This is a genomic window from Streptomyces sp. LBL (assembly GCF_029893585.1).
Taxonomy (GTDB): domain Bacteria; phylum Actinomycetota; class Actinomycetes; order Streptomycetales; family Streptomycetaceae; genus Streptomyces.
Window position 1 is genome coordinate 110,565 of the sequence record NZ_JARXYX010000017.1, and the last position, 21,138, is coordinate 131,702.

Genomic DNA, 21,138 nt, shown 5'->3' on the forward strand with positions numbered 1-21,138 from the left:
GGCTAACGGTTGTTCAGCGAGTAGGCGGTGACCTCCAGCGCGGTCTCGACGACCGCGTAGCCGGGGGTCTGCCAGGCCGATGCCTCTTCCTCGCTGCGCTGTGCCTGCGGTTCCACGGCTTGCTGTGCGGATTCGGTCATGAACCGTGCCTGCCTTCCGATGTGAGGCACCGGTGTGCCTGACGGCCGGGTGATGTGCACCGTTGCAGAATCGCCAGCTGAGCCATCAGGGTCAATGGGGCATCAGGAAATTGATCCGATCTCTCTTGGCTGGAAATGGGTGCCGTAAGTTCATGCATTGGTCGGATCCTTTGACATATCTCCTGGTACGAGGTAAATGCCACCGAGGAGGCTATGAAGGTATGGCTCTATGGCCTCAGTTGACCTTGTCGCTCCCCTTGCATACCTCCTACCTCCCTCGGCTACCGGGGCTGCCATGAACGTGGGGGCCGGACCGGTACGCGGCTTCGGGACCGAGGCTGCCCCAGCGTCGGTGCGCGCGGGTGATGTTGGATTTCCGGGGGCCGTCTCCGGAGCGACCCGCGGGAGAGCAACAGGGCCGTGCTGAGCGGCGGCGAGTCGTAGGTCGCCGCCGGCGTCAGATCTTGGTGATGTGGATGCCGGGGCCGCACAGCATGTGGAGGTCCTCGGGATCCGAGGTCAGGACGGTCGCGGGGGAGGGCGAGGCCAGTGCGGTGGCAGCCACGAGGGCGTCGAGGGCGTACTTGTGGCCGTGCAGACCGGCTGCGACGAGTAGCTTGCTCGCGTGGCGGGCGATCGCTTCGGTGGGCGGGATGATGTTGACCCGTGAGACGGCGTAGTCGAAGCGGGCCTGGTTGGTCTTGGGGTCGCGGGCTTCGACGAGGGTGACGGAGCTGGTGATGACGCGGATGTCCTCGGCCGCGGCGGCAACGAGCCACTCGGTGAGTTCGGGTGTGCGTCGTACGAGCTGGGACAGACCTTCGCAGTCCAGGACCAGCGTGCCGCTCACGCGGCGTCCGCCGATCCGGCCGTGTCGCCGCGTAGGAGTGCTCGCTTGGCATCGACCGCAGCCTGGTCGACCGGGCCGTGCTCGGCTTCGGCGTCCTCGATGAGTTCGCGCAGCCGGTCGCGCTCCAGTTGGCGCTGGATGAGGGCTTCGACGTAGGCGGACATGCCGCGCTTGCCGGTGCGTGCCTTGAGGGCGGCGATGGTGCCCTCGTGGAGAGAGACGGAGACCGGACGGACGGCGCCTTCGCCGGGGGCGGGGTCGGGAGTGGTGTCCATGAAGCCACATTAACAAAACTCTTGTTATTGAGTTCTTTGCCTCCAGTGGCCTCCAGTGGCCTCCGGTGGACGGACTCGGACCGCCGTGTGCCTGGCGCACGACCGTGGGGAGAGCATCAGGGGAACCGAGCGGCGGGAAGTCGGCGGATCCCGGCGTCGTACGTCCTCCGTGGCGCGCTACCGTCGGGGCCGTGGCCGAGGAATGGGACGAAGAGGGGCTGCGGGTCGTGTGCGCCGCGCTCCACGCGCAGGACGGGGCGGTGCTGCTTGCCGCGTTGCACCGTGGCCCCGTCTGTGAGGTGCTGCAGCTGGCCGGAGACGGGGTGGCCGAGGCCGCGGTACGAGGAATGCCGGGGGCCGCGGAGATGGCGGCCTTGTTTCTCGGCGCACTCCAGGAGCGCGGCTTCCGGGGCGATGAGGAGCTGGCGGATCGGCTGCGCACGGTCATGGGAGACGCGGCGACCCCTCTCCTGCGCCCGATTCCGGTCGACATGGAGATGCTCGCCATGCTGCTGGAGGGTGACCCGGCCGAGTCCGGAGGCCGGCTCGATCTGCACACCGGCGAGTGCTGGCCGGCGTTCACCGAGGAGCTGGACCCCGGGCCCTCGGCGGAGGAGGCGGACCATCCCGAGCGGTGGCTGTACGTTCCCGCTCTGGGCTCCCGGGCCGGGTACCGGGACATGGAGCTGTTCATCGACGGGCTCGGCGACTTCGCCCTGGCCGACCGGTTGCGGATCGCCATGGGCGGGCGGGGCGCCTTCCGGCGCTTCAAGGACGCCCTCGCCGGTGACGAGGGTTCCTGGCGCCGGTACCACCGGTTCCGCGATGAGCGACAGCGTGGTCGGGCCCGTGCCTGGCTGGCCGAGGAGGGCTATTGCCGGAGGCTCGCCGTCCAGCGACTCTGACCCGCGTCCCGGGCGTGGTCGTATCGTCCCGGGCCTGGCCCACTCCAGGAGGGCGGCAGTTTCGAGGTTGTGTGCTCCGCCGCTCCCGTACTCCTACTGGCGCGAGGGCTCCTGCGAAGCCGACCGCGTCGGAGAATCGGGCGGCGGGGTGACGGTTCCGCCCCGATTCCGCCGGGCGCCGGTCAGCGGACCGACCCGCCCACCAACAGTCGTACGTGAAAAGTCCTTACCGTGAACGGCTAGCATCACGGGCGCCGTTGTCGGCTGGGATGGGGTGAGGACGTGGAGCTGCCAAGGGTCGCCGTGGCCGTGGTGACCATGGGGAACCGGCCCGAGGAGGTCGACGCGCTGCTGGAGTCCGTGGCCAAGCAGGACCTCACCCCCGTACGGATCGTGATCGTCGGCAACGGCTGCCGGCTGCCCGAGTTCGCCGGGCGGATAGCGTTGTCCTGCGAGGTCACCGCCATCGACGTCGAGGAGAACCTCGGGTGTCCCGGCGGGCGGAACGTGGCGCTGGCCCGGCTCCGGGAGTTCGGGGACGTCGATGTGGTCGTGGAGCTCGACGACGACGGGCTGCTGGTCGAACCGGATGTGCTGCGCCGGGCAGCGGAGCTGTTCGCCGCCGACCCGCGCCTCGGCATCGTCGGCTTCCGCATCGCCGACGAGCACGGACAGACGCAGCAGCGGCACGTGCCACGGGTCGGCTCGTCCGACCCCCTTCGGGGTGGGTACGTCACCGGTTTCCTCGGCGGCGGCCACGCCCTCCGCATGGCGATGCTGGACGAGACGGGGGACTGGCCCGCCGAGTTCTTCTTCGCCCACGAGGAGATCGACCTTGCGTGGCGGGCCGTCGATCGCGGCTGGCGCATCCTGTACGCGCCCGAACTGCTGCTCCGGCACCCGAGGACCTCGCCGGCCCGGCACGCCATCTACTACCGGGTGAACGCCCGCAACCGGGTCTGGCTGGTCCGCCGTCGGCTTCCGCTTGCGCTCGTCCCCGTGCATCTGGGCGTGTGGGTGGTGCTCACTCTGCTGCGGGTGCGGTCGACGGCGGGGCTGCGGGCCTGGTTCGGCGGCTTCGCGGAGGGACTGCGGGAATCCGCCGGCGAGCGGCGGCCGATGCGCTGGCGGACGGTGTGGCGGCTGACCCGGCTGGGGCGACCGCCGGTGATCTGACGCCGATGGAGGTGGGGGCGGGAGCGTGGGCGATGCCACGGCCGACCCGCGTCGACACCTCACTTCGCGTCGACACCTCACTTCGCGTCGACACCTCACTTCGCGTCAGCACTTCACTTCGCGTCGGCACTTCACTTCGCGTCGGCACTTCACTTCGCGTCGGCATAACACTCCACCACCGCCGTACTGAACGGAAACCGCACCGGCGTCTCCCCGAACGTCAGCCGTCCCGCCAGGTCCGCCGCCTCCCGGATCGCCGCCGACACCGTCTCCGCCTCCTCCTCGGGGCAGTGCACGATCACCTCGTCGTGCTGGAAGAAGACCAGCTCGGCCGCCATGTCCGCGCAGGTGCGACGCAACGCGGCGAGCAACAGCAGGGTCCAGTCGGCGGCGCTGCCCTGGACGACGAAGTTGCGGGCGAAGCGGCCACGGGCGCGGGCGTCGGACGAGGCGTAGCCGGGCGCCCACTGCTGAGCGACGGTCTCGTCCTCCCCGGCGGGGATGCCGGCCTCCTCCGCCCCGTCGTCCGCCCCGACCGCCGGCGGGCAGGTCCGCCCCAGCCAGGTCCGCACCAGCCGCCCCTCCTGGCCGGCCCGTGCCGCATCGTCGACGTAGGCCACCGCGCGCGGGAATCGGCGTCTGAGCGCGGCGAGGTTCTTCAGACCGTCGCCGGACGTCTGGCCGTACACCGCGCCCAGCACCGCGAGCTTCGCCTGGGCGCGGTCGCCGGAGAAGGCGCGGTCGGAGACGGACTGGTACAGGTCGGTCTCGCGACCGGCCACCTCCATCAGCCCGGGGTCGCGGGAGATGGCGGCCAGCACCCTCGGTTCCATCTGGTCGGCGTCGGCGACGACGAGTCGCCAGCCGGGGTCGGCGACCACGGCCCGCCGGATCACCTTGGGGATCTGCAGCGCGCCTCCGCCGTTGGTGACCCATCGGCCCGTGACCGTCCCGCCCGCGAGGAACTCGGGCCGAAACCGCCCGTCCCGCACCCAGTCCTGCAACCAGGACCAGCCGTGGGCGACCCAGATGCGATACAGCTTCTTGTACTCGACCAGCGGTTTCACGGCCGGATGGTCGATCGACTCGATCTCCCACCGCCGGGTCGACCTGATCTTGATCCCGGCCTGCGCGAACGCCTTGACGACGTCGGCGGGGAGATCGGGGCGGACCCGGCGGCCGAACGCGGCGGACACCTCGTCGGCGAGTTCGGCCAGGCGCCGGGGCTCGCCGCCGCCCGCGTACCGCTCGCCGAGCAGGTCGTGCAGTACCCGGCGGTGCACCTCAACGCTCCACGGCAGTCCGGACCGGTTCATCTCGGCCGCCACCAGCATGCCCGCCGACTCGGCCGCGGTCAGCAGCCGCATACGGTCGGGATGCGCGGTCGCGTCATGTCGGCGCTGCTGGTCGGCGTACACCTCCACGAGGTCGGCCAGCGGTACGTGCGCGGCCTGCGGCTCGAACAGGGGTGACTGCGAACCCGGCTCGGCGGAACGCTGCGGCGGATCGGGCGGTACCGGGCCACCGCGCAGCCGGGCCAGGGCGGCGGCTGCCGACCGGGGTTCGCCGTAGCGCCCCTCGTGACCGAGGAGGAGCGTCTCCGCGTCCTCCACGTCGTAGCACCGCTCCACTCGCACCCCCGTGGCGAGCAGGCGCGGATACGTCTCGGTCGTCGACCGCCACACCCAGCGTGTGACCTCCGGCAGATCCCGCACCGCATCGGAGGCGTCGGACGCCCACCGCACCGGCCCCGCGAGCACTCCACCGGGGCCGAGGGCGGCGAACTCCACGCCACCACCCTCGGCCGGAGCGAGAGCCCACCGATCGGCCATGGTCACGAGTGTTGCAGGCGGGTCTGACAATGGGTCTTCCGCCGGCTCGGGCCAACGGGCCGTCCGGCCCTGACCGGGCCGTTCGGGCCACCCGGGCCGTTCGGGGCACCCGGCAAGACACCGCAGCCCGCAGCCCGCACCTGGTCCACGCCTGCAGTCCGCGTCCGCAACCCGCGCCCGCGCCCGCAGCCGTCTCAGTCCTGCTCGCCGAGCTTCACTGCGATCTTGGCGAGCGCCCCGGCGATGTTCTTCTCCGCCGCCGGCTTGGTGATGCCGAGGCCGGACAGGACCCCCTCGCCGTTCTCGAACTCCAGCAGGGCAAGCAGGAGGTGCTCGGTGCCGACGTAGTTGTGGCCCAGACGCAGGGCCTCGCGGAAGGTGAGCTCCAGGACCTTCTTGGCGTCGGAGCCGTAGGGGACGAGATCGGGGACCTCCTCTGCGGCCGGTGGCAGCGCGGCGGTGGCGGCCTGGCGCACGGTGTCGAGGAGGACGCCCTGCGCGGTGATCGCTTTGGCGGCCAGCCCCTCCGGCTCGGCGAGCAGACCGAGGATCAGGTGCTCGGGGCGGCCCTCGGCGTTGCGGGCGGCGATGGACTCGTTGTGGGCGGCCATCACCACGTTCCGGGCGCGCGGGGTGTACCGGGCGAAGCCCGCGTTCGGATCGAGGGCGGCCGACTCCTTCGGCACGAACCGCTTCTGCGCGGCCTGCCGGGTCACCCCCATGCTCTTGCCGATGTCCGTCCAGGAGGCGCCGGAGCGGCGGGCCTGGTCCACGAAGTGGCCGATCAGATGGTCGGCCACCTCGCCGAGGTGGTCGGCCGCGATCACCGCGTCCTGGAGCTGGTCGAGCGTGTCCGTGTGGGCCTTCTTGATGGCCGCGATGAGGTCGTCGAGGCGTACGGATGACGTGATGTCGGGGTTCGTCGTCATGTGTCAACCGTAGGTTGACGCTCATCACGTGTCAACCAGAGGTTGACGACAGTTCTGGGTCAAGTGAGACGATCGCCGAGTGAGCAGCACGAACAACTCCGGCAGGACGTCCGACAACTCCGGCAGGACGACCAACAACTCCGGCAGGACGACCGGCGACTCGGGCAGGACGGCCGACAACGCCGACGGCCCGCCCGGCACCGTCGGCCGCGCCTTCCAGGCCGCCCTCTACGCCGACTCCGACACCGCCCTCGACACCGCCGCCTCCCTCCTCGCCGCCGACCCCGCGGCGGACGCCGAACTGGCCCGGCGGGGCGAGGAGTTCGTCGCGGCGGCCTGGCGACGCGGCTGGCAGCCGGCGGATGTCGTACGGATCGTGCGGCGTGACTTGGACGACATCCACGTACGCATGGCGGCCACGCTGATCCGAGCGCAGTCCCCGAACGACCGGCCACGCGGCCCCCGCTGGACCGCCCAGCTGGACCGGCTCGCCCGGCTCGCGGACACCGACGACCCCGCCGCCGCCCCACCCCGCCCCGACCGCTTCACCCACGCGACCGCCGTACTGGAGCTGTACCGCCTCCTCCTACGCCTGCCCGCCCTGGAGCCCCTCGGCGAGCCACGCCAAGCCCCCGGACCGCACCACCGCACGCACGGGGCACAAGGCACGCACGGAGCACAAGGCGCACACGGAGCACAAGGCGCACACGGCACCCCCTCCCGCATGCTCACCCGCATCCGCGCGCTGCTCGCCAAGGCGGAGGCGACCGGGTTCCCTGAAGAGGCGGAGGCGCTCAGCGCCAAGGCGCAGGAGCTGATGGCCCGGCACAGCATCGACGCGGCGCTTCTCGCGGACCGGGACACCGCCCATGCCGCCGACGCGCCCGGCGCCTGCCGTATCGGGGTCGAGCCGCCGTACGAGCAGGCCAAGGCGGTGCTGCTGGACGCGGTCGCCGCGGCGAACCACTGCCGGGCCGTGTGGAACGAGCCTCTCGCCTTCTCCACCGTCGTCGGCTTCGAACCCGACCTCGAGGTGGTCGAACTGCTCTACACCTCGCTGCTCGTGCAGGCGCAGTCCGCCCTCGCGAAGGCGGAGGCGGCACAGCGCGCGGGCGGCCGCAAGCGTACGAAGACCTTCCGGCAGTCGTTCCTCGCCGCCTATGCCCACCGTGTCGGCATCCGCCTGCGCGAGGCCGCCGCGACCCCGGTGAGCGAGGACCTGCTTCCGGTCCTCGCCTCCCGCGAGGTCGCCGTCGCCGACCGCCTGGACCGCATGTTCCCGCAGACGACTACTTCCCGGCTGCGCGGAGTGAGCGACGAGGCGGGCTGGACGGAGGGCGCCCAGGCCGCGGACCGCGCCCAGGTCAGGTCCCGACATCCACTGGAGTGACACCCGCCGGAGTGACACCCACGCGCGCGGGACAGCTCCCTGCGGCTGGTCAGTCTCCCGCGCGCGTGAAGGGCCCCACCGAGGCGTCCGGCGCCCCGCCCTCCGCCTTCAGCGCCACCGGCCCGTACGACCACGGGAAGCTCTTCGCGTCGCCATCGGCCCCGGGCACGCTGATCGACAGCGTCTTCGCGGCGAGGTTCTTCCCACCGGCCGCGCCACCGCGCACATAGGTGAGCGTGAAGGTCGCGCTCTCGCCCTTGGCGAGGGTCAGCTTCTCGGGCTTGGCACCGCTGGCCCCGGGGGCGGTCGCGGAGGTGTCGCCGGCCTTGAGGGTGACCCCGGGGGTGCCGTCCAGGACGCACGGCGCGCTCTGGTTGGTGAGTGAGACGGGGATGTCGCCCGTGTCGCCGACGGCCGGCGCGACGTTCGCCGGGCCGGCCTCGACGCCCAACTGACCGATCGCGCAGGCGCCGCCGGCCTTGCCGGAGCTGTCGCTGTCACCGCCCCCTCCGCCGCCTCCGCCGCTGCTGCAGGCGGTCAGCAGAAGGGCGGCGGCGAGTGCGGTGACGGCGAGGGGAGTGGTGCGCATTGAGGGTCCTCTGGGGCGAGACGGAGCAAGACAGCGCCAGACGGCGGTACGCGAGGATCATCACGTACGAGGGGATCATCCCGCACCTGGGGGCATCACGTACGAGGGATCATCACGTACGAAGCGACACAGTTGCCGCCCCCCGAGTGCAAGCCACCAGGGCGCCCTCGCTTCCCACCGCTGACCGGCATGTCAGGAGGTGATCCATTCCGGACCCATTCAGGACGATCTTCCGATCCATGGAACACGAATGCCCCGCAACGCGTCTCTTCCTGTGCACGGGGGAGCGTGCTTGGAAGGCGGGCGCATGGTCCCGGAACTCCGGGGCAGGCGCCGGAACGCGTTCGGCACAGCAAACGTCACAGCTGTAACCGCAGGAACACCCCGCGTGCACGTGCATCTGCAGATGCAGCTGCTCATGCGTCTGCATATGAACAGAGCTATGATCCGGGTCAGTTGACCACTGCATCGATGGCCTCACCAGCCAGTGCACCACCGGGGAGCGACCTGTGGACCACGACGTGTACGACGCGTACGACGTTGCCGACGCGTCCGGCGTGTACAACGGCATGGCCGCCGCCCAACTGCGGGTGGCCTGGCAGAAGAGTCGGCACAGCAACTCGCAGGGTTCCTGCGTGGAGTTCGCCCGGCTGCCCGACGGGGACGTGGCGGTGCGCAACTCGCGCTTCCCCGACGGCCCGGCGCTGGTCTACACCCGCGCCGAGATCGAGGCCATGCTGCTGGGCATCAAGGACGGCGAGTTCGACCACCTGATAGCGAGCTGACCGCCAACGGAGCGAGCTGACCGCCAACGGGCTGACCGACAGCGAGCTGACCGCTGACGAGCTGAGCGCCGTCCGACCTCGTGGGCAACTGAGGGCGAGCGGCGCTCAACGGTCTGGAATGCGCGTAGAAGCAGCACGTCAGAAGGTGCCGCCGCGTTTCACTCGGTCGGGGGCAGCCGGAACAGCGCCCAGACGACCTTGCCGCTCAGCATGCCCGCCAGCGGGTGCCAGCCCCAGCTGTCGCTGAACGAGTCGACGAGGAAGAGTCCGCGGCCGGACTCCGCCGAGAAGTCGTCGGTGTCGCACGCGACGGGGCTCTCCTGGCTGGGGTCGCGCACCGCGCACACCAGCCGTCCGCTGCACTGCATCAGATGCAGCCGTACGGGCGGACTCTGCTCGGGCGCCCGCGGGGTGTCGGCCGGCAGCGCGTGCCGCAGGGCGTTGGTCACGAGCTCGGAGACCACCAGGCACACGTCGTCGAAACGTTCGTCCACGTCCCAGTGGTCCAGTGCGCTGCGGGTGAACCGCCGCGCCTCGCGCACCGCTTCGTAGCGGGCGGGCAGGGCGCAGGAGGCGGCGCTGGACACGCTTGCGGGATCCAGCGGCGGAAGGCCCTGCCGTAATGGCTTGAGCATGGTCGATCCATTCGTTCCCATGCGAGGCACTCCCGGGAATTCGCGGTCGTTGCGATGCAGCGGTGGCGCACCACCATGGTTTCCGATGCGCACAGCAGATGCAAGGGCAGATGCACGTGCACGTGACCGAATTAAGCCCTCCCGTACCGCTTGTTGGCCATTTTTTCCGCCATCTTCTCTCCTGCCTCTTGCCTGTCTCTTCCCGAACCCCCCTTCCGAACCCCTCCCGAACTCCCCTCCCCACCCGTCCCACTGCTGCGTGGAAACCTCGGCTTTTTCCGTCTCCGTAATCGCGCGAGTACTGCTCGGAGTGTTTTAGTGGCAGACTTCGGCCCCTGAAGACGGTTGGGGAGGCTGGCGAACGTGAGCGCGGGAGAGCCCGGATCGGTGGTGCGGCGGATGCTGCTCGGCTCGCAACTCAGGCGGCTGCGTGAGGCGCGTGGCATCACGCGCGAGGCGGCGGGATATTCCATCCGCGCCTCCGAGTCGAAGATCAGCCGGATGGAGCTGGGCCGGGTGAGCTTCAAGTCGCGGGATGTCGAGGACCTGTTGACGCTGTACGGCATCACGGACGAAGTGGAGCGCAACTCGCTGCTCTCCCTCGTGAAGGAGGCCAACGCCGCGGGGTGGTGGCACAGTTACTCGGACGTTCTGCCGAGCTGGTTCCCCACCTATGTGGGCCTGGAGGGTGCGGCGTCCCTGATCCGCGCCTACGAAGTCCAGTTCGTGCACGGCCTGTTGCAGACCGAGGCGTATGCCCGCGCGGTCGTGCGGCGCGGAATGAAGAGCGCGAGCGCGGCGGACGTCGAACGGCGTGTGGCGCTGCGCCTGGAGCGACAGAAGCATTTCCTGGAAAACAGCGCCCCCGAGTGCCACATCGTCCTCGACGAGGCCGCCCTGCGCCGCCCGTACGGCGACCGCGACGTGATGCGCGGTCAGTTCCAGCATCTGATCGAGATCTCCGAACGCCCCAACGTACGGCTGCAGATCATGCCGTTCGGCTTCGGCGGCCACTCCGGTGAGAGCGGCGCGTTCACGCTCCTGTCCTTCCCGGAGTCCGACCTCTCGGACGTCGTCTACCTGGAGCAGCTCACCAGCGCGCTGTACCTCGACAAGAGCGAGGACGTGGCCCAGTACGAGAAGGCGCTCAAGGAACTCCAGCAGGACAGCCCGGGACCGGACGAGAGCCGGGATCTGCTCCGGGGCCTTCTCCAGCTTTCGTAGGGCTGTTTCCGGAGCATGGCACTCCGTCCCCAACTCGCAGGCGGCGCACGTACGATGACGTGTGATCAGACCGTGATGCCGATCGTGTGTCTGCTAGTGACTTGGGGATCACATGTCGTCCTACTTCACCGACCTCGCTCAGCAGTACATCGACGGTGAGTGGCGCCCGGGAACAGGTTCCTGGGACATCATCGATTTCAACCCGTACGACGGCGAGAAGCTCACCTCGATCACCATAGCCACGGTCGACGAGGTCGACGAGGCGTACCGGGCGGCCGCCCGCGCGCAGAAGCAGTGGGCCGCCACCAACCCCTACGCTCGCCGCACGGTGTTCGAGAAGGCCCTCCGGTTGGTCGAGGAGCGCGAGCAGGAGATCAGCGAGGCGATCATCGCCGAGCTCGGCGGCACCCGGCTGAAGGCCGCCTTCGAGCTCCACCTCGCCAAGGAGTTCCTGCGCGAGTCGGTCCACCTGGCGTTGCGCCCCGAGGGCCGGATCCTCCCCTCGCCGACCGACGGCAAGGAGAACCGCCTCTACCGTGTACCGGTCGGTGTCGTGGGCGTCATCAGCCCCTTCAACTTCCCCTTCCTCCTCTCGCTCAAGTCGGTCGCCCCGGCCCTCGCGCTCGGCAACGGCGTCGTCCTCAAGCCGCACCAGAACACCCCGATCGTCGGTGGCTCCCTGGTCGCGAAGATCTTCGAGGACGCGGGCCTGCCCGGTGGCTTGCTCAACGTCGTCATCACCGACATCGCCGAGATCGGCGACGCTTTCATCGAGCACCCGGTCCCGAAGGTGATCTCCTTCACCGGCTCCGACCGGGTCGGCCGCCATGTCGCCACCATCTGCGCCGCGAACTTCAAGCGCTCGGTCCTCGAACTCGGCGGCAACAGCGCGCTGGTGGTCCTCGACGACGCCGACATCGACTACGCGGTCGACGCGGCGGTCTTCAGCCGGTACGTCCACCAGGGCCAGGTCTGCATGGCCGCCAACCGGGTCCTCGTGGACCGGTCGGTCGCGGACGAGTTCACCGAGAAGTTCGTCGCCAAGGTCAGGACCCTCAAGGCCGGCGACCCGCGCGACCCCGAGACCGTCATCGGCCCGGTCATCAACTCCTCGCAGGCGGAAGCGGTTTCGGGCGTCGTCGAGCAGGCGATCGCCGAGGGTGCCACGGCCCTCGTGCACGGCACGCGGACCGACAACCTGATCGAGCCGTCCGTCCTCACGAACCTCCCCGCCGACTCCGCCCTGCTCCGCCAGGAGGTCTTCGGCCCGGTCGCCTTCCTCGTCCCCTTCGACGGTGAGGAGGAGGCCGTACGCATCGTCAACGACACCCCGTACGGCCTGAGCGGCGCCGTCCACACCGGTGACATCGAGCGGGGCGTCGCCTTCGCCAAGCAGATCGACACCGGCATGTTCCACGTGAACGACGCCACGGTCCACGACGAGCCCCTCGTCCCCTTCGGCGGTGAGAAGCACTCCGGCATCGGCCGCCTGAACGGCGAGACGACGGCGGACGCCTTCACCACGCTGAAGTGGATCTCGGTACAGCACGGGCGGAGCGGGTTCCCGTTCTAGTGCCTGCCGCGGCACTGGCGAGTGCGGACCGGATCTCCGGCTCGTCGGGCCCTTGCGGACCGCCCTTGCGGACAGAATCTGACCTAAATCCCACCTAGGGTCATCGGTGTCAGGCAGCACCGGCACACGACCCGATGAAGGGCGGCCGTCATGGTCACTCACGTTCCCTCCGAGGCGCACGGCGACGAGCGCGGGGCCCTGCTCGCGTTCCTGGAGGAGCAGCGCGGCGGCATCCGCCGCGCCCTGCTCGGACTGACGGACGAGCAGGCTTCCAGCAGGCCCAGCGCGAGCGAGCTGTCCCTGGCCGGTCTGCTCAAGCATGTCGCCGAGGTCGAACAGGGATGGATCGCACGGGCCCAGGGCGAGCCGCCGGCGATCAAGCGGGACCAGTCGAACTGGCACGAGTGCTTCCAGCTGGCCGACGGCGAGAGTGTCGAGTCGCAGCTCGCGTACTGGGAGAAGGTCGCCGCAGACACGGAGGCGTTCGTCCGCGCGGTCCCGAGCCTCGACGACACCTTCCGGCTCCCGAACGACCCCTGGTTCCCGCCGGACGCGACCGTTTCCATGCGCTGGCTGGTCCTGCACCTGATCCGCGAGACGGCCCGGCATGCGGGCCACGCCGACATCATCCGCGAGTCCCTGGACGGCGCCACCGCCTTCGAACTGGTGGCCAAGGAGCAGGGCACCTCCCGGGGCTGACCCGCGGTGCTCCGCTGCGGCGGCCTAATCTGGACCGCATGTCAGCGATCCGTCTCCTCGTGCTCGGCGCGGTCCGTCAGCACGGGCGGGCCCACGGCTACCAGGTGCGCAACGACCTGGAGTACTGGGGCGCGCACGAGTGGTCCAACGCCAAGCCCGGCTCGATCTACCACGCCCTGAAACAGATGGCGAAGCAGGGGCTGCTGGTCGCGCACGAGATCGCGCCGTCCACGGCAGGGGGACCGCCGCGGACGGAGTACGAGATCACCGAGGCCGGCACGGAGGAGTACCTCTCGCTGGGGCGCCAGTACCTCACCGCCTACGACCAGCGGCCTGACATGCTCGCCGCCGCGCTCGGCTTCATGGTGGACCTGGGCCGCGAGGAGGTTCTCAGCCTCCTGGAGGAGCGGGTGCGCAGCATCGAGGCGTGGCGCACGTCGGTCACCGAGTACTACACGCCCGAGGAGGGCCCCGGTCAGCTCGGTCACATCAGCGAGATCATGAATTTCTGGGTCCACTCGGCCGACACCGGCGCCGAGTGGACCCGGGGCCTTGTCGAGCGCATTCGCGGCGGGGCGTACACCTTCGCGGGGGAGGGCGAGCCGTTCGTCGGCGTGTTGGCGGACGGTGACGAGAACCCGTACGCGACGGGGGAGCGGCATCCGGAAGACGCTCACTAGTCAAGTTTGATTAATAGCGGGGTACACTCTCCGTCGGCAGTCAGTGGTCAAGTTTTACTACAAGGCTTGTGTGGCTCGAAGGGATCCCATGACCGACGCGATCGTCGCCGAGAACCTGCGCAAGCGGTACGGCGACAAGGCAGCCCTGGACGGGCTCGCCTCGACCCGCGCGGCCGCGCCGAGGTGTGGGCGGCGATCCGCTCACTCGTCGGCGGTGGTACGACGGTCCTGCTGACCACCCAGTACCTGGAGGAGGCCGACCAGCTCGCCGACCGGATCTCGGTCGTCGACGCCGGCCGGGTCGTCGCCGACGGCACGGCGGACGAGCTCAAGGCGATGACCGGCGGCGTCCGGATCGATGTGGTGCTGCGGGACGCCGGTCAACTGGGCGCGGCTCTCGCGCTGTTGCCGGTCTCCGGGGACGAGGTCTGTCGCGGCCCTAGTGATGGAATCCGGTCGCGGCCCCCTTGTCCCGGGTCGACGGGCCTGACTGGCGCCTCAGCTCCGGCAGCAGTCGGGTCAGGTCCTCCACGAACAGGTCGGCGAGGTCGGTCGAGAAGCCGTTGCGGCAGACCACGCGCAGGACGGACAGGTCCTCCCGGTGCGGCGGGAAGGTGTACGCGGGCACCAGCCAGCCCCGCTCCCGCAGCCGCCGGGAGACGTCGAAGACGTCGTACGCCTGCACGCCGGGGACGGTCGTGAAGGCGAACACCGGAAGCTCGTCGCCCCGGGTCAGCAACCTGAAGTCACCGAGCGCCTCCACGCGGTCGGCGAGACTCATCGCCACGTCCCGCGTGGACTGCTGCACGGCCCGGAAGCCCTCGCGGCCCAGCCGGAGGAACGTGTAGTACTGCGCGACCACCTGGGCGCCGGGCCGGGAGAAGTTGAGGGCGAAGGTCGGCATGTCGCCGCCCAGATAGTTGACGCGGAAGACGAGTTCCTCGGGCAGGGCCTCCTTGTCACGCCACAGCGCCCAGCCGACGCCCGGGTACACCAGCCCGTACTTGTGCCCGGAGGTGTTGATGGAGGCGACCCTCGGCAGCCGGAAGTCCCACACCAGGTCCTCGTCGAGGAAGGGGGCGACCATCGCGCCGGACGCCCCGTCGACATGCACGGGGATGTCCAGACCGGTCCGCTTGCTCAGGGCGTCGAGAGCGGCGCACAGGTCCGCGATCGGCTCGTAGGAGCCGTCGAAGGTGGAGCCGAGGATGCCGACGACCCCGATGGTGTTCTCGTCGCACAGTTCGGCGGCGGCCTGCGGATCGAGGTGGAACCGGTCGCCGTCCATCGGGACCAGACGGGCCTCCACCTCCCAGAAGTTGCAGAACTTCTCCCAGCAGACCTGGACGTTGACGCCCATGACGAGGTTCGGACGCACGTCCCGCCCCGGATAGCGGTCGGCGTTGCGCCGCGCCCAGCGTCGCTTGAGCGCCAGGCCGGCGAGCATGCACGCCTCGCTGGAACCGGTCGTCGAACAGCCCACGGCCGCCGAGGGGTCGGGCGCGTTCCACAGATCGGCGAGCATGGCCACGCAGCGCCGCTCCAGCTCGGCGGTGCGCGGGTACTCGTCCTTGTCGATCATGTTCTTGTCCCGGCACTCACCCATCAGGACGCCGGCCTGAGGCTCCATCCAGGTGGTGACGAAGGTGGCGAGGTTCAGCCGCGCGTTGCCGTCCAGCATCAGCTCGTCGTGCACGAGCTGGTAGGCGGTCGTCGGCGGCAGGGGAGCGTCCGGGAGCCGGTGTCTGGGCGGGGCCTCGGTCATGCCGCCGACCGGGTTCGCCTCTCCGAAGAACGGGTTGACGGACCGAGGGCGTTCGTCGGACTTCTCGGGACCTTTGTGGAGCGGCATGGATGTCTCCTCGCGTCGTGTGAAGAACGGTGATCAGCGGACCGGGGTTCCGTCCTCGCGCAGCTGCATCTGGGGGCGCCCTGTCACCAGCAGCCAGGCCGGCAGGGAGGCGATGCACAGCAGGGCGAGGATCGCGGGGGAGGCCACCAGCACGGCGGCCGTGAACAGGCTCACCCAGCCCTGCCGGGTGACGGCGAGCAGCACGCCCAGCACGCCCGCGGCGACACCGAGCGCCGGATGGACGGCGGGCACGAGGGCGTGGGCGCCGAGACCGAAGGCGGTGCCGACGAACACGGCCGGGAAGATCCGCCCGCCCCGGAAGCCGCAGGACGCGGCGACGAGCAGAGCGGCCAGCTTCACCACCGTCATCGTCGCGAACTGTCCGGCCGACCAACCGTCGGGGTCGCGGGCCAGCACAGCGATCTCGTCCAGCCCCTTGAAGAGCGTCAGATGGCCGCCCAGGGCCGCCAGCAGGCCCAGCACGAGCCCGCCGGCCGGAAGGGCCAGCATCGGATGCCCGAGCCCGGCGAAGGCGCCGTGGACGTACGGAAAGGCGTACACGGCGGCCATGCCGAGCAGCGCCGCGAGGGACGCGACCACCAAGGCCGCCAACAGGTCGCCCCAACCGGGCCGGCCGAGGGCGGGAAGATGAAGGTCGAAACTCGGATGGGCCACCAGAGTGGCCGTCAGAGCCCCGGCGGCCCCGGCGACCAGGGGCGCGAAGACGCTGTCCCACAGCGGGCCCGTCAACTGCTTACCGGCCAGCGCCTCCGAGATGACCAGCGCCGCCGCCACCGGAGTGCCGAACAGTGCGCCGATCGTCGCCGCCTCCGCCAGCGCCACCCACAGCTCGCCCGGCGCCCGGGGGGCGAAGCGGCGCCCCAGCCAGAACGCGAGACCCACGTTCACCGCGATGATCGGGTTCTCCGGACCGAGACTCGGCCCGCCCGCGAGCATCAGCCCGGTCGCCAGCACCAGCCCGGGCAGCACGGCGGGCGGCAGCACCCGGGCGTTCAGCCCGGTGGTGGCCGGATCGGGACCGGCGTGCCCGGGCACCTTCCACAGCACCAGCCCGACCGCCACGCCCGTCGAGATGAGCATGACGAGCATCCACAGCACGGAGTACCCGCCGACCCCCAGGGCGTCCGGCAGGGTCTGCCAGAGCACGTCCTGGAGCTTCCCGGCCGCCGCGCTCACCCCGACGAGCAGCAGACCGGCGCCCACGCCCACCACAAGAGCGGGGAGGATCAACGGCAGCAGCGCGCGCGCCGGGGTCGCCGGGGCGGCGGGTGCCTGCTGCACGGCGTCCTGGGCCACGGGCTCACGATAAACGGACAAAACCGGCACGACATCCGGAGTGGGAACGGTGAGGACCGGCGCGACAGCGTGAGCGGGAACGGATGGAACCGGCGCGACACCCGGAGTGGGAAACGGTGAGGACCGGCGCGAGATCCGGAGTGGGAAACGGGCTTGCACCTCACGTCGCGTGAGGTCCGAACGTGGTGTGCGGACCAAGAAGGGAGCGGACGAGGTGAGCTACTCCGTGGGACAGGTCGCCGGTTTCGCCGGAGTCACGGTGCGCACGCTGCACCACTACGACGACATCGGCCTGCTCGTCCCGAGCGAGCGCAGCCACGCGGGCCACCGGCGCTACAGCGACGCCGACCTCGACCGGCTGCAGCAGATCCTGTTCTACCGGGAACTCGGCTTCCCGCTCGATGAGGTCGCCGCCCTTCTCGAGGGCCTGGCCACCGGCACTTCGGACCCGCGCGCGCACCTGCGCCGCCAGCACGAACTGCTGACCGCCCGGATCGAGAAGCTGCAGAAGATGGCGGCGGCCGTGGAGCACGCCATGGAGGCACGCACGATGGGCATCAACCTCACACCCGAGGAGAAGTTCGAGGTCTTCGGGGACAAGGACCCGGAACAGTACGCGCAGGAGGCCGAACAGCGCTGGGGCGGCACGGAGACGTACGCCGAGTCCCAGCGCCGCGCGGCCCGGTACACGAAGGAGGACTGGAAACGCCTGCAGGCCGAGGTGGACGACTGGAGTGAGCGCTACACGGCTCTGATGGCCGAGGGTGAGCCGCCGACCGGAGAGCGGGCCCTGGACCTGGCCGAGGAACACCGGCGGCACATCGGCACGTGGTACTACGAGTGCCCGTACGAGATGCACCAGACCCTCGGCGACATGTACGTCTCCGACGAGCGCTTCAAGGCGTTCTACGACTCCATGCGCCCCGGTCTCGCCGAGCACCTCAGGGACGCGATCAAGGCCAACGCGGCCCGCCACACCTCCTGACGCCCTGGCCCGGCTGACGTCCTGGCCCGGGGGCTCACTCCCGGGCCAGGACCACCGCCGTCCCGTAAGCGCACACCTCGGTGCCGACGTCCGCCGCCTCCGTCACGTCGAAGCGGAACATCAGCACACCGTTCGCCCCACGCGCGCGTGCCTGCTCCACCAGCCGTTCCATGGCCTGGTTCCGGGTCTCCACAAGCGTCTTGGTGAGCCCTTTCAACTCACCCCCGACCATCGACTTCAGACCCGCGCCGATCTGGCTCCCGAGGTGCCGGGACCGCACGGTCAGCCCGAAGACCTCGCCCAGTACCTCCTGGACCCGGTAGCCGGGTACGTCGTTCGTCGTCACGACCAGCACGTCCGCTCCAGGACCCTGGCCGCCGCCATAATCATCGATGCCCATGACTCACAGCTTTGTCCCGGTCGGCCCACAGTGCATCCTGAAGGCACCGGTGGAACCTGAGGCGGACACGTGGCGTTGATAGCTTTGTGCGTCCGCACAAGGACGCCGTACCACCCTCCACCCCTCAGGAGCCCGGAACCGTGACGACGATTGCCCTCGGACCGAGCTGGCTGGACCCCAACTATCTGCTCGACACCTACAGCATCTGGGGCCTGCTGCTCATCGTGTTCGCGGAGTCGGGCCTGCTCATCGGCTTCTTCCTGCCGGGCGACTCGCTGCTGTTCACCGCCGGCCTGCTGATCACCTCGGGGCAGCTGAACTTCCCGCTGTGGGGGGCGATCGCCCTCATCTGCGCCGCCGCGATCCTGGGCGACCAGGCGGGCTACATGTTCGGCAAGAAGGTCGGTCCGTCGCTCTTCAACCGCCCGGACTCCCGCCTCTTCAAGCAGGAGAACGTCGCCAAGGCGCACGAGTTCTTCGAGAAGTACGGCCCGAAGTCCCTGGTCCTGGCCCGCTTCGTGCCCATCGTGCGCACGTTCACGCCGATCATCGCCGGCGTCAGTGGGATGCGGTACCGCTCGTTCCTGGTCTTCAACGTCATCGGCGGCGTCCTGTGGGGCGCCGGAGTGACCCTGCTCGGCTCCTGGCTCGGCAACATCGACTTCGTCCACAAGAACGTCGAAGCGATCCTCATCCTGATCGTCTTCATCTCGGTGATCCCGATCCTCATCGAGTTCCTCCGGGCCCGCTCCAAGTCCAGGAAGACCCCGCCCCAGGCACCCGCCCAGCAGCACCCCCCGGTCATGGACGACGCGACGACCCAACTCCGCCGCGTCCCCCCGCTGAGCCAGCCTCAGCAGCCCCAACAGCCCTATGGCAACCAGGGCGGGCAGCAGTACGACAACGGCAACGGGTACGACAACGGCCACGGCAACGGCCACGGCAACGGGTACGACAACCAGTACTACGGCCAGCCCCAGCAGCAGCCCTACGCCCAGCAGCAGCCCTACGCCCAGCAGCCGTACGGCTCCCAGCAGAACGACCGGCAGATCCAGCAGCCGAACGACTGGCAGAACCAGCAGCAGAGCGACCGGCAGAACCAGCAGTACCCCTACAACGACGGCGGCCACTGAACTGATACGACGGCGGCCACCGATCGCCCGGGCTGACCCACCCGCGCCTGGAACTCGCCCAGAACGCGCCCAGAACGCGCCTAGAACCCCCGCGTCCGCTTCGCGGCCCTCCGCTTCCCGGCGGAGCCGATCCGCAGGAACATCCGCGAGATCTCCGACCCCAGGTTGACCCCGATCGCGATCGCCATCGCCAGCGCCGCCGCCGTGGACAGCGACACCAACCCCTCGTCCACGTGGTTCTGCGCGATGGCCAACAGCCCGAAGTACGTCGCGGAACCCGGCAACAGAGGCCCGATTGCCGCGGTCGTGTACGGCAGCGCGGACGCGAAACGGTACCGGGACAGCAACTGCCCGAACAACCCCACCAGTCCCGCCGCGACGGCCGTGGAAGCGACCGGTGACAGCTCGCCGGCGTAGCGCATCGCGCCGTACACCGACCACGCGACACCGCCGTTCAGGGTCACCGCGAGCACGGTGGAACGTTCCTGCTGGAGCAGCACCGCGAAGTTCAGCGACAGCAGCATCGACGCGCCGATCTGCCACAGCGGCCGCTCGGTGTTGCTCAGGGCCACGTCGGGGTTGAGATGGGCGCCGAGCTGTACGCCGACGTAGAGCATCAGCAGCACCCCGATGACGATGCCCACGTAGAAGTACATGACTTCCAGCAGCCGGGCGGCCGCGGTGATGTAGAAGCCGGTCAGACCGTCCTGCACGCCCGCCACCAGCGCCCGCCCGGGCAGCAGCGCGAACAGCCCACCGGTGATCACCGCGGACGCCTTCACGTCGACGTGTGCCAGCGTCAGCGCGATGCCGACCCCGGCCGGCGGCATCGCGGCGACCGTGAACTGGTAGAACTCCGGCAGCCCGCGCCCCGCGCACAGCCACGCCAGACGGTCGCCGAGCATCGCCCCCAGTGCGGCCGCGACGAAGACGATCAGGTCACCGCCGACGAGCACGGAGGCCGCCCCCGCGAGCAGCCCGCTCGCGCACGTCAGTACCCAGCCGGGATACGGGTGCCGGTTGCGGCGGATCTCGGCGAGCCGCCGGTATGCCTCCTCCAGCGAGATGTGCGTCTCGGGGTCGCTGAAGTCGTCGACCAATTGGAACACGGCGGCGAGCCGTGTGTAGTCGGTGCCGCGGCGGCGCACGGTCCGCGACGCCGTCACCGGATCCTCGACCAGGGACGGCTGGTACGAGATGGACAACAGGGTGAAGGTGACGTTCGGTTCGCAGCGGTCGAGCCCGTAGGACCGGCAGACCGCGAACATCGCCCCCTCGACGTCCTCCGCGCCCTCACCGCCCGCCAGCAGCAGTTCGCCGATACGCAGCGTCAGGTCCAGCACGCGGGGAACGGCCGGGCCCTCGTCCTCCTCCGCCTTGTGCAGCAGCTCCGGCGCGGGCCGCTCGGCCACCGGCATCCGCAGCATGGTGCGCATCCGGTCCTGCCACGGCACGTCCTTGGTCAGAGTGACCATGGGTATGCCGGTCGGCGGCGTGAAGGCGGCCAACGCGTGCGCGGCGCTGTACGTCCTCGGCGGGCTGAACGCCGACCCCTCCGGCTCGGCGGGCGGTGCCTGCGGAACGTCGAGCCCGTCCGGCAGAGCGAACTCGGACGTAGTCTCCGGCTCGCCGCCGGGCTTGGGCACCGCGAGCCCGTCGGGAAGGGCGAACTCGGACGTGATCTCGGGGTCGAAGACGCCCCTCACCTCGTCCGACTGCGGTTTGCGGTCCTCCGTGTAGGTCACTCGGTTGTGCTCCCTGTACGACAC

The 21,138-nt window shown here is 70.0% G+C and carries 21 protein-coding genes and 1 pseudogene; 11 read left to right on the plus strand and 11 right to left on the minus strand.

Translation table 11 applies throughout. The features are described 5' to 3' along the window. Nucleotides 1-2: 2 nt before the first annotated feature. From pqqA to M2271_RS21375, 3 genes are all read right to left on the minus strand, one after another. Nucleotides 3-140, minus strand: a complete 138-nt coding sequence (pqqA, locus tag M2271_RS21365) for a pyrroloquinoline quinone precursor peptide PqqA (RefSeq protein ID WP_280888888.1) — start codon at nucleotides 138-140, stop codon at nucleotides 3-5. A gap of 457 nt (nucleotides 141-597) precedes the next feature. Continuing rightward, on the minus strand, nucleotides 598-990 hold the full coding sequence (locus tag M2271_RS21370; protein ID WP_280888889.1) for a PIN domain-containing protein: 393 nt from the start codon (nucleotides 988-990) through the stop codon (nucleotides 598-600). Next, nucleotides 987-1,265: a hypothetical protein gene (locus tag M2271_RS21375; RefSeq protein WP_280888890.1), complete on the minus strand. Its 279-nt coding sequence runs from the start codon at nucleotides 1,263-1,265 to the stop codon at nucleotides 987-989. The genes M2271_RS21370 and M2271_RS21375 overlap by 4 nt, the downstream gene beginning before the upstream one ends. Nucleotides 1,266-1,456: 191 nt before the next feature. Between M2271_RS21375 and M2271_RS21380 the strand changes: the two genes are divergently transcribed. Both M2271_RS21380 and M2271_RS21385 read left to right on the plus strand, forming a co-directional pair. Further along, entirely contained in the window at nucleotides 1,457-2,170 is a 714-nt protein-coding gene (locus M2271_RS21380; RefSeq protein WP_280888891.1) for a UPF0158 family protein, read from the plus strand. 282 nt (nucleotides 2,171-2,452) lie between these two features. Beyond that, entirely contained in the window at nucleotides 2,453-3,346 is an 894-nt protein-coding gene (locus M2271_RS21385; protein WP_280888892.1) for a glycosyltransferase, read from the plus strand. A gap of 149 nt (nucleotides 3,347-3,495) precedes the next feature. Here the strand turns inward: M2271_RS21385 and M2271_RS21390 are convergent, their stop codons facing one another. Both M2271_RS21390 and M2271_RS21395 read right to left on the minus strand, forming a co-directional pair. Next, nucleotides 3,496-5,178: a bifunctional 3'-5' exonuclease/DNA polymerase gene (locus tag M2271_RS21390; RefSeq protein WP_280888893.1), complete on the minus strand. Its 1,683-nt coding sequence runs from the start codon at nucleotides 5,176-5,178 to the stop codon at nucleotides 3,496-3,498. Nucleotides 5,179-5,372: 194 nt separating this feature from the next. Continuing rightward, the gene (locus M2271_RS21395; RefSeq protein ID WP_280888894.1) at nucleotides 5,373-6,107 is read right to left on the minus strand and encodes a Clp protease N-terminal domain-containing protein; all 735 of its coding nucleotides are present in this window, start codon (nucleotides 6,105-6,107) and stop codon (nucleotides 5,373-5,375) included. 79 nt (nucleotides 6,108-6,186) lie between these two features. Between M2271_RS21395 and M2271_RS21400 the strand changes: the two genes are divergently transcribed. Then, a complete protein-coding gene (locus tag M2271_RS21400) occupies nucleotides 6,187-7,497 on the plus strand; it encodes a DUF2786 domain-containing protein (protein WP_280888895.1) in 1,311 nt (436 codons plus the stop codon). A 49-nt stretch (nucleotides 7,498-7,546) separates the two neighbouring features. Here M2271_RS21400 and M2271_RS21405 read toward each other — a convergent pair whose 3' ends face one another. Then, nucleotides 7,547-8,086 carry a DUF4232 domain-containing protein gene (locus M2271_RS21405; protein ID WP_280888896.1) on the minus strand — a complete coding sequence of 180 codons (540 nt, stop codon included), beginning with the start codon at nucleotides 8,084-8,086 and terminating at the stop codon, nucleotides 7,547-7,549. Between the two features lie 509 nt (nucleotides 8,087-8,595). On the opposite strand from M2271_RS21405, the gene M2271_RS21410 reads away from it, so the two are divergent. Next, complete coding sequence (locus M2271_RS21410) at nucleotides 8,596-8,871, plus strand: DUF397 domain-containing protein (protein WP_280888897.1); 276 nt, start codon at nucleotides 8,596-8,598, stop codon at nucleotides 8,869-8,871. A gap of 158 nt (nucleotides 8,872-9,029) precedes the next feature. On the opposite strand, the gene M2271_RS21415 is transcribed toward M2271_RS21410, so the two are convergent. After that, nucleotides 9,030-9,527 carry an ATP-binding protein gene (locus M2271_RS21415; RefSeq protein ID WP_280888898.1) on the minus strand — a complete coding sequence of 166 codons (498 nt, stop codon included), beginning with the start codon at nucleotides 9,525-9,527 and terminating at the stop codon, nucleotides 9,030-9,032. A gap of 378 nt (nucleotides 9,528-9,905) precedes the next feature. Between M2271_RS21415 and M2271_RS21420 the strand changes: the two genes are divergently transcribed. The 5 genes and pseudogenes from M2271_RS21420 to M2271_RS21440 form a co-directional block, all read left to right on the plus strand. After that, complete coding sequence (locus M2271_RS21420; protein ID WP_280888959.1) at nucleotides 9,906-10,730, plus strand: helix-turn-helix transcriptional regulator; 825 nt, start codon at nucleotides 9,906-9,908, stop codon at nucleotides 10,728-10,730. Nucleotides 10,731-10,842: 112 nt separating this feature from the next. Next, nucleotides 10,843-12,303 carry an aldehyde dehydrogenase family protein gene (locus M2271_RS21425; RefSeq protein WP_280888899.1) on the plus strand — a complete coding sequence of 487 codons (1,461 nt, stop codon included), beginning with the start codon at nucleotides 10,843-10,845 and terminating at the stop codon, nucleotides 12,301-12,303. 150 nt (nucleotides 12,304-12,453) lie between these two features. Continuing rightward, complete coding sequence (locus M2271_RS21430; protein ID WP_280888900.1) at nucleotides 12,454-13,002, plus strand: DinB family protein; 549 nt, start codon at nucleotides 12,454-12,456, stop codon at nucleotides 13,000-13,002. A gap of 38 nt (nucleotides 13,003-13,040) precedes the next feature. Continuing rightward, nucleotides 13,041-13,682: a PadR family transcriptional regulator gene (locus tag M2271_RS21435; RefSeq protein ID WP_280888901.1), complete on the plus strand. Its 642-nt coding sequence runs from the start codon at nucleotides 13,041-13,043 to the stop codon at nucleotides 13,680-13,682. 159 nt (nucleotides 13,683-13,841) lie between these two features. Next, nucleotides 13,842-14,096: pseudogene (locus M2271_RS21440) on the plus strand (daunorubicin/doxorubicin resistance ABC transporter ATP-binding protein DrrA); the annotation flags it as partial. 25 nt (nucleotides 14,097-14,121) lie between these two features. On the opposite strand, the gene M2271_RS21445 reads toward M2271_RS21440, so the two are convergent. Together M2271_RS21445 and M2271_RS21450 are read right to left on the minus strand one after the other, a co-directional pair. Next, the gene (locus M2271_RS21445; protein WP_280888902.1) at nucleotides 14,122-15,534 is read right to left on the minus strand and encodes a glutamate decarboxylase; all 1,413 of its coding nucleotides are present in this window, start codon (nucleotides 15,532-15,534) and stop codon (nucleotides 14,122-14,124) included. 33 nt (nucleotides 15,535-15,567) lie between these two features. Then, a complete protein-coding gene (locus M2271_RS21450) occupies nucleotides 15,568-16,851 on the minus strand; it encodes an ion channel protein (RefSeq protein WP_280888903.1) in 1,284 nt (427 codons plus the stop codon). A gap of 214 nt (nucleotides 16,852-17,065) precedes the next feature. Between M2271_RS21450 and M2271_RS21455 the strand changes: the two genes are divergently transcribed. Beyond that, nucleotides 17,066-17,836: a MerR family transcriptional regulator gene (locus M2271_RS21455; protein ID WP_280888960.1), complete on the plus strand. Its 771-nt coding sequence runs from the start codon at nucleotides 17,066-17,068 to the stop codon at nucleotides 17,834-17,836. 34 nt (nucleotides 17,837-17,870) lie between these two features. On the opposite strand, the gene M2271_RS21460 is transcribed toward M2271_RS21455, so the two are convergent. Beyond that, nucleotides 17,871-18,236, minus strand: a complete 366-nt coding sequence (locus tag M2271_RS21460) for a YbjQ family protein (RefSeq protein WP_280888904.1) — start codon at nucleotides 18,234-18,236, stop codon at nucleotides 17,871-17,873. Between the two features lie 140 nt (nucleotides 18,237-18,376). On the opposite strand from M2271_RS21460, the gene M2271_RS21465 reads away from it, so the two are divergent. Further along, the gene (locus M2271_RS21465; RefSeq protein ID WP_280888905.1) at nucleotides 18,377-19,369 is read left to right on the plus strand and encodes a VTT domain-containing protein; all 993 of its coding nucleotides are present in this window, start codon (nucleotides 18,377-18,379) and stop codon (nucleotides 19,367-19,369) included. A gap of 80 nt (nucleotides 19,370-19,449) precedes the next feature. On the opposite strand, the gene M2271_RS21470 is transcribed toward M2271_RS21465, so the two are convergent. After that, on the minus strand, nucleotides 19,450-21,114 hold the full coding sequence (locus M2271_RS21470; RefSeq protein ID WP_280888906.1) for a threonine/serine exporter family protein: 1,665 nt from the start codon (nucleotides 21,112-21,114) through the stop codon (nucleotides 19,450-19,452). Nucleotides 21,115-21,138 lie beyond the last annotated feature (24 nt).